Here is a 13,096-nt window from a genome sequence, read left to right on the forward strand (position 1 = left end):
CAAAGGAGCACCATGCTGAAGAACACCCTGCAGCGCACCCGCGCCGGCATCCTGCACATCGCGTCGCGCAACCGCAAGGCCCTGCGCGATGTGCCCCCCGGACTGTACGACTATTGGGCGCGCAGCGCGCCCGCCGAATTCCCAGGCATCCCGACGGATGCCTTTTTTTATGCCCGCGCCACGGACGCGCTGCTGACCTTCTTCGAATGCATGAAGCGCCACCGCATGCCCTGCGCGCTGCCGTCGAAGGCGGCCGACTCGGTGTGGCACGCGTGGCTGCGCCACGACCCGGTCGGGCTGGACGCGTTCTGCGAGCGGCACTACGAGCAGCGCATCCCGCACGTGGAGGCGGCAGCCATGAGCGGCGGCATGGACCTGCCGCTGGCCCGCTGCCTGGTGATGGCGCGCACCCTCGACCGCCAGTTCCTGCCCGGGCCGGACGTGCCCCGGCTGTTCGCCACCGACCGCAAGCTGCGTATGCCCGGCGGCTTCGGCTACCGCGCGCGGCGCGGCCTGATGGTGCTGTCCGAGCTGAACGAACGCGGACTGGCCGCAGGCGCGACGCGGGTGCCACCTGGTACGGATCCATGGTTCCTGTTCGAGGCGGGGCTGATCGGCGGCTATGACCTGGACCGCTGGCGCTTGCGTTACGCCAGCCAGGGCGGTGGCACGACGGGCGGCGGCGACTGGGGGGGCGCGGGCGGCAGTTGCGGCGGCGATGGTTCCGCCGGTTGCGATGGCGGTGGCAACGACGGTGGTGGGGAGGGTGGCGGATGCGGGAGCAGTTGCGGCGGCTGCGGAGGTGGCGGCGGCGACTGAACAGCGGGGACAGTTGGCCGTCCCCGCGCGTCTTTACTCTCCCTTGGCCACCGGCCGCGCCGGATCGGCGCACCACTCCGACCACGAGCCCGGATACAGCGCCGCACCGGGCAGGCCGGCCACTTCCATGGCCAGCAGGTTGTGGCAAGCCGTCACGCCCGAACCGCACTGCATGATGGCGGACGTGGGCGTGGTGAACAGCGGGGTAAACGCCTGCCACAACTGCTCGGCGGGCTTGAAGGTGCCGTCGGCCTGGAGGTTGTCCTTGAAAAACCGGTTCCTGGCACCCGGGATATGGCCGCCGACGGGGTCCATGGTTTCGTTCTCGCCGCGGAAGCGGTCGTTGGCGCGCGCGTCGATCACGACGTTGGTGTTGCTGGTCAGGTTGGCCAGCACGTCCTCCACGGTCACGGTGCGCGTCAGGGCAGGGCGGTCACTCAGGTTGCCGGCAGGGCGCGTGGGCGTATCCGTCGCGAGCGGCTGGCCCAGCGCCTGCCACGCCGGCAGGCCGCCATCGAGCACCGCCACGGCTTCGTGGCCGAGCCAGCGCAGCAGCCACCACAGGCGCGCCGCGTACATGCCGCCGTGTGCGTCGTAGGCCACGACCTGGGTCGTGTCGCCAATCCCGAAGCGGCGCAGCGTTGCAATCAGCGTGGTGCGCTCCGGCAGCGGATGGCGGCCGCGGAACACGCCGTCGGCGCCGCGCTTGGCGCCGGACAGGTCGTCGTCGATGCTGGCGAACAGCGCGCCGGGGATATGGCCGGCGGCGTAGGCGTCGCGGCCGAAGGCTGGATTCATCAGGTCGTGGCGGCAGTCGATCACGATCCAGTCCGGGTCGTTCACGTGCTGCGCCAGGGTGGCGGCATCGATCAGGGTCTTGAACATGCGGGTCTCCTTGGCTACTTACACTTCGCTGGCGATCGGGTCGGTATCGGCAATGGCCTTGCCGCGTTCCGTGCTCTTCGTATTGTAGAACGTCGCGGCCATGCCGGAGAGCAGAATGATGGCGATGCCCAGCCAGCTGTGCCAGCTGAACACGTCGCCGAACATCGCCACGCCCCAGATGCTGGAGAAGACGATGCCCGTGTACTGCAGGTTGGCCACGACCAGCGTCTTGCCGACGCGGTAGGCGCGCGTCATCGCCATCTGCGCGGCCGTGGCGCACAGTCCCATACCCAGCAGCAGGAACACGCCGTGCGCGGTGTTCAGCGGATGCCAGGTGACCGGGCCGCCACCCGCCTCGGCTACGTGGCCGACGATGCCGGCGACCAGGTTGGTCGCGGCGAAGTAGAACACCACGCGGTACTCCGGCTCGCCGGCCAGGCCCAGTTTGCGTACCTGCATATAAGCCATCGCGGACAGCACGGACGACCCCAGTGCGATCAATGCGTCGAACAGCTGGTTCGCCTCGAACGCGGGGCGCAGCAGCAGGGTGACGCCGACGAAACTCATGCCGACCGCCACGATCAGCGGCCACTCGACGTGGTTCTTCGCATGCCACCAGCCATGCGCGAACAGCCACACCGCGATCCAGATCGGCGCCATGTAATTGAGCGTCATCGCCGTGGCCAGCGGCAGCTTGGCGATCGAGTAGAACCACAGCCACAGCGAAACCACGCCGATGAAGCCGCGCCACAGGTGCGCCAGCGGGAACGCGGTCTTCAAGGTGCCGCCCTGGATGCGGATCATGATGAACAGCACCACCATGCCGACGATCCCGCGGTACATCACGAGTTCGGAGGTGGTGTAGGTTTCCGATGCCAGCTTCACGCACACGCCCATCGCGGCGAACATGAAACTGGCGAACAACATCCAGAGCGATTGCATTGACGACTTCCTAGAATGACCGAGGGGACAGATCGTAGCCGATTCTGTCCCCTCGAGTTGGTTGATGCTTTTTATGGTGTGACCTTGGCGAGGCCCGGATTACCCGGTTCGATCTTGCTGCGGTACCACTCGTGGAAGTGCTGCATCCCATCCTCCATCGGCGACTGGTACGGCCCCGCGTCGGTCTGGCCGCGCTCCATCAGGATGCGGCGGCCCGCATCCATGCGCAGCGCGATCTCGTCGTCCTCGACGCAGGTTTCCATGTAGGCGGCCCGTTCGGCCTCGACGAACTCGCGCTCGAACAGCACGATCTCCTCGGGGTAGTAGAACTCGACGACGTTCTTGGTGCGGTTCGGTCCTTCCGGCCACAAGGTCGAGACGACCAGCACGTGCGGATACCACTCGACCATGATGTTCGGGTAGAGCGTCAGCCAGATGGCGCCATACGGCGGCGCTTCGCCGTTACGGAACTTCAGTACCTGCTCCTGCCAGCGCTGATACGCGGGCGAGCCGGACTTCTTCAGGCCGCGGTTGACGCCCACCGTCTGCACGCTGTAGTCCGCGCCGAATTCCCAGCGCAGGTCGTCGCACGTGACGAACGCGCCCAGGCCGGGATGGAACGGTTCGACGTGGTAATCCTCCAGGTAGACCTCGATGAAGGTCTTCCAGTTGTAGTCGCAGTGATGCACCTCGACGTGATCGAGCATGTAGCCCGTGAAGTCCAGGTCCTTCGTGACGGACAGGTTCTTCAGCTTGTCCATCACGTTGTAGCCGTTCTGCTCGAACAGCAGGCCGTTCCAGCTTTGCAGCGGCGCCTTCGGCAGGTTCAGGCAGGGCGTCTCGGGAAAGTGCGGAGCGCCGATCAGGTCGCCCTTCAGGTCGTAGGTCCAGCGGTGCAGCGGACAGACGATCGTGTTGGCATTGCCGCGGCCATTGAACATCAGCGCCTGACGATGACGGCAGACGTTCGACAGCAGTTCGATTCCATGGGCATTACGGACCAGCATGCGACCCTCGTTTTCCGAGGCAAGAGTCGTAAAGTCGCCGACATTCGGCACCATCAGTTCGTGGCCCACGTAGCGTGGGCCGTTCTGAAACAATTGCTGCATTTCACGCTGCAGAAGCGCTTCGTCAAAGTAGACGTGGACCGGAAGTTGCGCGTTCGAACGCGCGAGCCTGGCGTGGGTACCCAGATCGGACATCCCAACCCCCCTTAATTAAAGTACTGCAACCAAGAAGAGACAGAATCCGCAAAGACCTGAATTCAGAGTATAAAAACGGTATTTCGGACAGAACCGGAGATTATAGCGCGGTAACGGTAACTCTGCCGATAAATCTTCGCCCGGAAGACCATTGTGCCCCGTATCCATGGGGGTGGGCGCGTGTTCCGCCCATCCTGGCCGGAATTGCAACGTTGCCCCGCGCACGCGTTGCCTTTTTGGACCGTAAAGGAGCATTTGTTCTAAAATAACGGGCTACACTGAGCGATTGTGGCGTCAGCACGCGCTCAGTACATTTACAAGTCGGGTCAAACACGCACTATGGTCAAGAAAACGAACGGCGACAGCACGAACGCCGACAACGCCGGCAGTCCGGCGACCCCGGCAAGCTTCGAGGAAGCGATGGCCGAACTGGCCCAGCTGGTCACGCAGATGGAATCGGGCCAGCTGCCGCTGGAAGCCTCCGTCGCCGCCTACGCCCGCGGCTCCGAACTGGTGAAGTTCTGCGCCGGGCAACTCGACAAGGTCGAGGCCCAGGTCAAGGTCCTCGAAGGCGACATGCTGAAACCCTTCGCCGACGACGAGGCAGGCCAATGAGCGCGCAATTCCAGGATTGGATGAAGAGCGTCCAGGCCGGCATGGAGGCCGACATGTCGGCCTACCTGCCCGCCGCGGACGTGGTGCCGACCAAGCTGCACGCCGCCATGCGCTATGCGCTGCTGGGCGGCGGCAAGCGCGTGCGTCCGCTGTTGGTGTATGCCGCCGGCGCCCTGACCGGCGCCGATGCGCGCATCCTGTCGCGCGCCGCCGCCGCCGTCGAGATGATCCACGCGTATTCGCTGGTGCACGACGACATGCCGTGCATGGACGACGACGAACTGCGCCGCGGCAAACCCACGGTGCACGTGGCCTACGACGAAGCGACCGCGCTGCTGGTCGGCGATGCGCTGCAGGCACAAGCCTTCAACGTGCTGGCCGACGCGGACAGCATTCCGCCGGCACGCCAGGTGGCGATGCTGCGCCTGCTGGCGCAGGCCGCCGGTTCGGCCGGCATGTGCGGCGGCCAGGCCATCGACCTCGATTCCGTCGGCCTGGCGCTGACGCTCGAACAACTGGAGCGAATGCACCAGCTCAAAACCGGCGCGCTGCTGCGCGCATCCGTCGTGCTGGGCGCACTGGCCGGCCGCGATCTGGACGAAGCCGAGCTGCGCGCGCTGCACGACTACAGCCGCGCCATCGGCCTGGCGTTCCAGGTCGTCGACGACGTGCTGGACGCCACCGCCGACTCGGCCACGCTGGGCAAGACCGCGGGCAAGGACGCGGCCGACAATAAACCCACCTACGTCTCCATCCTGGGCCTGGAACCATCCGTCGCCCTGGCGGAGCGGCTGCGCCAGGACGCCCATGCGGCGCTGGCCCCATTCGGAGACAACGCTCTGCGCCTGCGGGAACTGGCGGACCTGATCGTGCAGCGGAAGGCATAAATGAACCTGCTTGAAAACATCGATAACCCGGCCGACCTGCGCAAGCTGCCGCGCCACCAACTGAAACCGCTGGCGGACGAACTGCGCAGCTTCCTGCTCGACTCCGTGTCGAAGACCGGGGGCCACCTGTCGTCCAACCTCGGCACCGTCGAACTGACGGTCGCGCTGCACTACGTGTTCAACACGCCGGCCGACCGCATCGTCTGGGACGTGGGCCACCAGACCTACTCGCACAAGATCCTGACGGGCCGGCGCGAACAGTTCCACACGCTGCGCCAGCTGGACGGCATCTCGGGCTTCCCGCGCCGCGTCGAAAGCGAATACGACACGTTCGGTACCGCGCACTCGTCCACGTCGATCTCCGCCGCGCTGGGCATGGCGCAGGCCGCGAAGCTCAAGGGCGAGCAGCGCCACGCGATCGCCGTCATCGGCGACGGTTCCATGACGGCCGGCATGGCCTTCGAAGCGCTGAACAACGCCGGCGTGCAGGAAGACCTGAACCTGCTGGTGATCCTGAACGACAACGACATGTCGATCTCGCCGCCGGTGGGCGCGCTGAATCGCTACCTGGCACGCCTGATGTCCGGCCAGTTCTATGCGGCCGCGAAGAACGTCGGCAAGTCCGTGCTGCCCGCGCCGATGCTGGAACTGGCGAAGAAGCTGGAAGAACATGCCAAGGGCATGGTGGTTCCCGCCACGATGTTCGAGGAGTTCGGCTTCAACTACATCGGCCCGATCGACGGCCACGACCTGGACTCGCTGATCCCCACGCTGCAGAACATTCGCAACCTGAAGGGCCCGCAGTTCCTGCACGTGGTCACGAAGAAGGGCCAGGGCTACAAGCTGGCCGAGGCCGAGCCGATCCTGTATCACGGCACCGGCAAGTTCAATCCGGCCGAGGGCATCAAGCCGGCGCCGCCATCGAAGATCACCTACACGGAAGTCTTCGGCAACTGGCTGTGCGACATGGCGGCAAGCGACCAGCGCCTGGTCGGCATCACGCCCGCCATGCGCGAAGGTTCCGGCATGGTGCGCTTCCATGCCGAATATCCGGACCGTTATTTCGACGTCGGCATCGCCGAGCAGCATTCCGTCACGTTCGGCGCCGGCCTGGCCTGCGAAGGCCTGAAGCCCGTCGTGGCGATCTACTCCACGTTCCTGCAGCGCGCCTACGACCAGCTGATCCACGACGTGGCACTGCAGAACCTGGACGTGACGTTCGCGCTGGACCGCGCCGGCCTGGTAGGCGCGGATGGCGCCACGCACGCCGGCAACTACGACCTGGCCTACCTGCGCTGCATCCCGAACATGGTCGTGATGGCCGCATCGGACGAAAACGAATGCCGCCAGATGCTGACGACCGCCTATCACTACCCCGGCCCGGCCGCCGTGCGCTATCCGCGCGGTGCCGGCGTGGGCGCGGCGATCCAGAAGGAGCTGACGACGATCGACCTGGGCAAGGGCGAAATCCGCCGTACCGGCGAGCGCGTCGCGATCCTGGCATTCGGCTCGATGGTGGCGCCGGCGCTGGCCGCCGCCGAAACGCTGAATGCCACCGTGGCGAACATGCGCTTCATCAAGCCGCTGGACGTGGAACTGGTGAAGCAGCTGGCCGCCAGCCATGACTATCTCGTCACGGTGGAAGAGGGCTGCATCATGGGCGGCGCCGGCGCCGCCGTGGCCGAGGCGCTGGCCGAGGCGGGCATCGTCAAGCCGCTCCAGATGCTGGGCCTGCCCGACAAGTTCATCGACCACGGCGACCCGGCCAAGCTGCTGGCCAGCGTGGGGCTGGATGCGGCCGGCATCGCCGCGTCGATCAAGGCGCGCTTCCTTGGCGGCGAGCCGCGGCTGGTCGTGAATAACGGCTGATGTAAGACGAGGCAGGGCAAGGCCCCTGGGGTCAGGCACCGATCTCGGGGCGTTCCCGCCCTGAGATCGGTGCCTGACCCCGGTGGTTCGCCGCTATCACCGCGGCCATCGCCGCATGACCCCGCATCGCCCGAATGCGGATCTCCGCTTTCCCGTATCCACGCATTGACCTGCCGCCGCAGCGCTTCCCCGGCCGCCGGCCGCGGCCCGTCGCGTCCTGCCGTGCCTCGTCACACCGGGTCCGTACTTCGTCGCCTGACCTCCCGCCATGGCGCGACCGGCCTGCATACTCGGCTCACCACAACACAGGAGAGCGCGATGAATCACGAACGAAGGACGGGACAATGGCTGGGTGTGACGATGCTGGGCGCCATGGCCAGCGCCATTGGTGGGTATTTCGTGCTGCTGGCACCGGTCTTCGACGGCGCCGGCTTCCTGGCCGGGGCAGCGGCGCAGGAGGGGCGCGTACGGGCCGGCACGCTCCTGGTGCTGCTGGCGGCATCGTTGCCGCTGGCTGGTGCGCTGGCGTTGTGGCCGCAGTTGCGTCACCGCGGCACGCGCCTGGCGCCGGCGCTGATCGCGCTGGCCGCCGCCTGCCTGGCCGTCACCGCGGTCGAACAGGGGCTGCTGCTGGCGATGGTATCCTTGAGCCAGGCGCATGCCACCGCGGCCGATCCGGCGGCCTTCGAGCCGGTCTATACCATGGCCGGCGGCGCGCGCTACGCGGTCCACTACCTTGCCTTGCTGCTGTCGGGAGCCACCAGTTTGACGCTGTACACATCGCTGTTCCAGGCGCGGTTGCTGCCGCGCGCTCTGCCTGCCTGCGGCATGGCCGCGGTGGCGCTGCACATGAGCGCCGTCCTGCTGCACCTGGCGGGCCAGCCGTTTCATTTTCCCCTGGTCGCGCCGGCGGCGCTGTGTCAGCTCGCGACCGGTGGGTGGCTGCTGGCGCGCGGCCTGCGGCCGGGACGCGCCTTGCCGAGGGCCTATGCCGCGTAGGCTGCTGATGCGCCTGCGTGCGGCACTGATCTGCGCTTTTGTTGCCAGCCTGCCGCTGGCAACGATCTGGGATTCCGCGTGGTCCCTGTGGCAGCGCGTCGGGGTGCTGGCCGTTGCCGGGGTGGGGGTCTTCTCGCTGCTGGAGCGCTGGCCACGCCGCTTGCCGGCATGGCTGGCGCGCTGGGCGCTGCAGGTTGCCGGCGTCGCCCTGGCGATGCCGCTGACGACCCTTGCCATCTACCTGTTCTGGACGACTTCCAGCGAGCCGTTCTGGCAGCAACCCGAGCGGCGCCTGGGCTTCGGCCTGCTGCTCGTCCTGGGCGTCCTGCTGGCACCCTGGATCGCGCTGGCGGCGCTGGTACGCCAGAAGGATGCGCTGGCGCGGCACCAGGCGCTGGCGTTCGAGCTGGAGCGCAGCGAGCTGGCGCGCCAGGCCTCGGACGCGCGGCTGCACCTGCTGCAGGCCCAGGTGGCGCCGCACTTCCTGTTCAATACGTTGGCGAACGTCCAGGCCCTCGTCGATGCGCAGGCGCCGCAGGCGCCGGCCTTGCTGCGCAGCCTGACGGCCTACCTGCGCGCGGCCGTGCCGCGCCTGCATGAGCCGACCGGCACACTGGGACACGAGCTGGCGCTGGTACGCGCCTACCTCGACCTGATGCACATGCGGATGCCCGACCGGCTGCGATTTTCCGTCAGCGCCGAGGCGGCGCTGCACACGCTGCGCTGCCCGGCGATGACGTTGCTGACACTCGTCGAAAACGCCGTGCGGCACGGCATCGATCCGGCCGAGGAGGGCGGCCGCATCGATGTCGCGGTATGCCGCGCGGGTGCGCATTGCGTGGCAAGCGTCACCGATACCGGCGTCGGCATGGGGCAGGGCAGCGGCGGCACCGGCCTGGCCACGCTGCGCGAGCGGTTGGCGTTGCAGTTCGGTGCCGGCGCCCGGTTGCGCCTCTACCCCGTCGTGCCCCACGGCGTGCGCGCCGAGATCGAGTTTCCCGCCATGGAAGAAAGCACATGAGCGTATCCCATCCGACCGCCCTGATCGCGGACGACGAACCCCTGCTGCGCGACGCGCTGGCGGGCCAGCTGCGACAGGCCTGGCCAGAGTTGGACATCGTCGCGAGCGTGCGTAACGGCCGCGAAGCGGTGGCGCAGTTCGAGGCGCTGCGGCCGGACATCTGTTTCCTGGACGTGCACATGCCGGGCATGTCCGGCGTCGAAGCCGCGGCCCGCATCGCGCGGCGCGCCCACATCGTATTCATTACCGCGCATGACCAGTACGCGGTGCAGGCATTCGCGCAAGGGGCGCTGGACTACCTCGTCAAGCCGGTCGAACCCGAGCGGCTGCTCGATACCGTGGCGCGCCTGCGGGAACGGCGCCAGCCCGCCAGCCCGGACATCGAAACGCTGCTGGCCCGCCTGGCCGGCCAGTTGCGCGCGCCGGCGCCGGCGCTGAACTGGCTGACGGCGCAGGTGGGCGCCGCACTGCGGCTGATCCCGGTCGAGGAGATCGATTACCTGCGCTCCGACAGCAAGTACACGGCCGTGGCCTGGCGCGGCGACGATGGCCAGCCGGCCGAGGCGCTGGTGCGCACGCCGTTGAAGGAACTGCTGGCGCAGCTCGATCCCGCGCAGTTCGTACAGGTACATCGCGCGGTGGTGGTCAACCTGCGCGCGATTCGCCACGTGCTGCGCGGCGAGAACGAGACGGCGACGATCCACCTGAGGCGGCGGGCCGAGACGTTGCCCGTCAGCCGCAATTACCTGCACGTGTTCCGGCAGATGTAATTTGGGCCGCGTGACATTTGGATAGAGTGTTGAGTAACTTGCAATGCTATTGTCATGCCCGGCCCGATGCGCGGCGGCGAGCAACAGGCCGCGTGCGCCGGCGGGCCGCCTGTTCGCCCATCGCTTACCCATCGAAAGGAAAACCATGAAGGCAGTTTTGCAAGCCGCGGTGCTCGGCGCTGTCGCGCTGGCCGCGTCGGCCCAGGCGGAGGTCCGCACGTACGAATATACCGCGGTCGTCGCCCGCATCAACGAATTCGAATTGGAAACCGGCCGCAACGAGTGGCTGAACGTGACCACCTTGCCCGGTTTCGCCATCACGCTTGGCGACACGGTGCATGGCCGCTTCAGCATCGACACGGATACCGGCCTGGCGTACAGCGAACCGTTCGGCGACGGTGTCATCGCCGACTACGCCGACTTCACCAACCGCAACCGCATTTCCATCGGTTTCGACCGCAGCGGCCATGAGTTTGCCGCATTGGGCCCGCGGTACACGAACCTGTCGATCACCGACCAGCCGGTCGGCTCCGGCGACGACGTGCTGCACCTGAGCCAGGGCACTTACGGCCCGGGGCCGCGCGAAAGCATCGCGATCGACCTGACCGATATTTCCGGTAGCGCCTTGTCCGCACCCGTCATCCCGGCATCGATCGCCGCTTTCGGGCAGCAGACGTTCATGTGGCACTACGATACCGGCGTCGGTGCCGGCTATACGCAGGTGATCGTCAACGGCGGCTTCACGTCGCTGCACGAGGTCAGCGCGGTGCCGGAACCCGGTACCTACGCGATGCTGCTGGCGGGCCTTGGCTTGCTGGGCTGGCAGCGCCGGCGTCGCTAAACCCAGGACCGAAGACCGGGGTCAGACCCGGCGGGTCTGACCCCAGCCTCTGCTTTTGGGTGCAAGAAAGGCCGCCACTGAGCCTGCCCTCTCAAGCTTACTTGCGCTTGCGCTCGTGGTTCCACAACACGTCGCCGCCGCCGGCAAAGCGGTTCAGCACACGGGCCAGCACGAACATCAGGTCCGACAGGCGGTTGACGTACTGGCGCGGGTGGTCGTGGATGGTCTCCTGGTTGCCCAGCGTGACGATGGCGCGTTCGGCGCGGCGGCATACCGTGCGGCACACGTGCGCCAGCGAGGCAGCGCGCGAGCCGGCCGGCAGGATGAATTCCGTCAGCGCCGGCAAGGTGGCGTTGTACTTCTCCAGCAGCGCATCGAGGCGCTCCACGTGTTCTTCCTTGATCAGCTGGTAGCCGGGGATGCACAGCTCCCCGCCCAGGTCGAACAGGTCGTGCTGGATCGCCACCAGCTCGGCGTGCAGGTCGTCGGGCATCGGTTCGCACAGCAGCACGCCGATCTGCGAATTCAATTCGTCCACGTCGCCCATCGCGTGCACGCGCGCGCTGTCCTTGCCGGTGCGGCTGCCGTCGCCCAGGCCCGTGGTGCCGTTGTCGCCCGTGCGGGTGGCGATCTTTGACAGTCGGTTACCCATCTCGTCTCCTCTTTCAGTCTCATGATTGGAACGGTGCGAGGATACGACAAATCGGGCCGTTCTGGCCTACAATCGTCATACGCCAACGATCCCGCCGCCGATGACCTCCGCCTCCGCCGCAGCCCCGTCGTACTCCGCCGAGCGCCAGCACGCCGTCGCGCACGCGCTGCGCGCGGTCCTGCCGCCCGGTTGCGTGCTGGCGGCGCTGGAGGATACCAAGCCGTATGAATGCGACGGCCTGTCGGCCTACCGCCAGGTGCCGATGGTGGTGGCATTGCCGCAGGACGAGGCGCAGGTGCTGGCCGTGCTGGCCGTGTGCCGCGAGCTGGCGGTGCCGATCGTGCCGCGCGGCGCCGGCACCGGGCTGTCCGGCGGCGCGATGCCGATCGCCGACGGCGTCGTGCTGTCCACCGCAAAACTGAACCGTATCGTGCGGCTCGATGCCACCTCGCGCACGGCCGTCGTGCAGCCGGGCGTGCGCAACCTGGCGATCTCGGAAGCGGCCGCGCCGTACGGCTTGTACTACGCGCCCGATCCGTCCTCGCAGATCGCCTGCACCATCGGCGGCAACGTCGCCGAGAATTCCGGTGGCGTGCACTGCCTGAAATACGGCCTGACGGTGCACAACGTGCTGCGCGTGCGGGTCGCCACGATCGAGGGCGACGTCATCGAGCTGGGCAGCGAGGCGCCGGATGCGCCGGGCCTGGACCTGCTGTCCGTCTTCATCGGCTCGGAAGGCATGCTGGGTATCGTGACCGAAGTCACCGTCAAGCTGGTGCCGAAGCCGGCCTGCGCGCGCGTCATCATGGCGTCGTTCGGCGACGTGGTCACGGCCGGCAATGCGGTGGCGCACGTGATCGCGGCCGGCATCATTCCGGCGGGGCTGGAGATGATGGACCAGACCTCGGTGCGGATGGTCGAGCCCTTCGTCAAGGCCGGCTACGACCAGGAAGCGGCGGCGATCCTGTTGTGCGAGGCGGACGGCACGTTCGACGAGGTGGAGGACGAGATCGCGCGCATGACGGCCGTGCTGCAGGCGGCCGGCGCCGGGGCGATTGCCGTCTCCACCAGCGAGGCGGAGCGGCTGCGCTTCTGGTCGGGCCGCAAGAACGCGTTCCCGGCGGCGGGCCGCATCTCGCCGGATTACTACTGCATGGACGGCACCATCCCGCGCAAGAACCTGGCACAGGTGCTGACGGGGATCGCGCAGATGGAAGTGAAATATGGCCTGCGCTGCGCCAACGTGTTCCATGCCGGCGACGGCAACCTGCATCCGCTGATCCTGTTCGACGCCAACCAGCCGGACGAGCTGCGGCGCGCCGAGGCCTTCGGCGCCGAGATCCTGGCGCTGTGCGTGGCCGTCGGCGGCACCATCACGGGCGAGCATGGCGTCGGCATCGAGAAGATCGATTCGATGTGCGTGCAGTTCCAGCCGGCGGAACTGGCAGCCTTCTTTGCCGTGAAGGGCGCCTTCGACCCTGTCGCGCTACTGAATCCCGACAAGGCCATTCCGACCCTGCACCGCTGCGCCGAATTCGGCCGCCAGCATGTCAGCGGCGGGGTGCTGCCGCACGCGCACCTGCCACGCTTCTGA

General features: G+C 67.3%; 13 protein-coding genes. 9 read left to right on the forward strand and 4 right to left on the reverse strand.

Going from position 1 to position 13,096, the window contains the following annotated elements; all coding sequences use genetic code 11:
- Positions 1–12 precede the first annotated feature (12 nt).
- The gene (locus tag E7V67_003680) at positions 13–819 is read left to right on the forward strand and encodes a hypothetical protein (GenBank protein WUR14211.1); all 807 of its coding nucleotides are present in this window, start codon (positions 13–15) and stop codon (positions 817–819) included.
- Between the two features lie 33 nt (positions 820–852).
- On the opposite strand, the gene E7V67_003685 is transcribed toward E7V67_003680, so the two are convergent.
- The 3 genes from E7V67_003685 to E7V67_003695 form a co-directional block, all read right to left on the reverse strand.
- Entirely contained in the window at positions 853–1,704 is an 852-nt protein-coding gene (locus tag E7V67_003685) for a sulfurtransferase (protein ID WUR14212.1), read from the reverse strand.
- Positions 1,705–1,722: 18 nt separating this feature from the next.
- Positions 1,723–2,646: a DMT family transporter gene (locus E7V67_003690; protein WUR14213.1), complete on the reverse strand. Its 924-nt coding sequence runs from the start codon at positions 2,644–2,646 to the stop codon at positions 1,723–1,725.
- Between the two features lie 71 nt (positions 2,647–2,717).
- Positions 2,718–3,848, reverse strand: coding sequence for an aromatic ring-hydroxylating dioxygenase subunit alpha (locus E7V67_003695; protein WUR14214.1), 1,131 nt, complete (start codon positions 3,846–3,848; stop codon positions 2,718–2,720).
- Positions 3,849–4,187: 339 nt separating this feature from the next.
- Here E7V67_003695 and E7V67_003700 point away from each other — a divergent pair, with 339 nt between their 5' ends.
- The 7 genes from E7V67_003700 to E7V67_003730 all read left to right on the forward strand — a co-directional run bounded on the left by E7V67_003700 (position 4,188) and on the right by E7V67_003730 (position 10,850).
- On the forward strand, positions 4,188–4,463 hold the full coding sequence (locus E7V67_003700) for an exodeoxyribonuclease VII small subunit (protein WUR14215.1): 276 nt from the start codon (positions 4,188–4,190) through the stop codon (positions 4,461–4,463).
- Positions 4,460–5,350, forward strand: coding sequence for a polyprenyl synthetase family protein (locus E7V67_003705; protein ID WUR14216.1), 891 nt, complete (start codon positions 4,460–4,462; stop codon positions 5,348–5,350). The genes E7V67_003700 and E7V67_003705 overlap by 4 nt, the downstream gene beginning before the upstream one ends.
- Positions 5,351–7,219, forward strand: coding sequence for a 1-deoxy-D-xylulose-5-phosphate synthase (dxs, locus tag E7V67_003710; protein WUR14217.1), 1,869 nt, complete (start codon positions 5,351–5,353; stop codon positions 7,217–7,219). It begins immediately after the preceding gene.
- A 318-nt stretch (positions 7,220–7,537) separates the two neighbouring features.
- A complete protein-coding gene (locus E7V67_003715) occupies positions 7,538–8,218 on the forward strand; it encodes a DUF4386 domain-containing protein (GenBank protein ID WUR14218.1) in 681 nt (226 codons plus the stop codon).
- On the forward strand, positions 8,208–9,239 hold the full coding sequence (locus E7V67_003720) for a histidine kinase (protein ID WUR14219.1): 1,032 nt from the start codon (positions 8,208–8,210) through the stop codon (positions 9,237–9,239). Before E7V67_003715 ends, E7V67_003720 begins: the two co-directional genes overlap by 11 nt.
- On the forward strand, positions 9,236–10,009 hold the full coding sequence (locus E7V67_003725; GenBank protein ID WUR14220.1) for a LytTR family DNA-binding domain-containing protein: 774 nt from the start codon (positions 9,236–9,238) through the stop codon (positions 10,007–10,009). The genes E7V67_003720 and E7V67_003725 overlap by 4 nt, the downstream gene beginning before the upstream one ends.
- A 145-nt stretch (positions 10,010–10,154) precedes the next feature.
- A complete protein-coding gene (locus E7V67_003730; protein ID WUR14221.1) occupies positions 10,155–10,850 on the forward strand; it encodes a PEP-CTERM sorting domain-containing protein in 696 nt (231 codons plus the stop codon).
- 97 nt (positions 10,851–10,947) lie between these two features.
- Here E7V67_003730 and E7V67_003735 read toward each other — a convergent pair whose 3' ends face one another.
- Positions 10,948–11,502, reverse strand: a complete 555-nt coding sequence (locus E7V67_003735) for a cob(I)yrinic acid a,c-diamide adenosyltransferase (GenBank protein ID WUR14222.1) — start codon at positions 11,500–11,502, stop codon at positions 10,948–10,950.
- Positions 11,503–11,602: 100 nt separating this feature from the next.
- Between E7V67_003735 and E7V67_003740 the strand changes: the two genes are divergently transcribed.
- Entirely contained in the window at positions 11,603–13,096 is a 1,494-nt protein-coding gene (locus tag E7V67_003740) for an FAD-linked oxidase C-terminal domain-containing protein (protein WUR14223.1), read from the forward strand.

Origin of the sequence: [Empedobacter] haloabium, assembly GCA_008011715.2 — a bacterium.
GTDB classification, from domain to species: Bacteria; Pseudomonadota; Gammaproteobacteria; order Burkholderiales; family Burkholderiaceae_D; genus Rugamonas; species Rugamonas haloabia.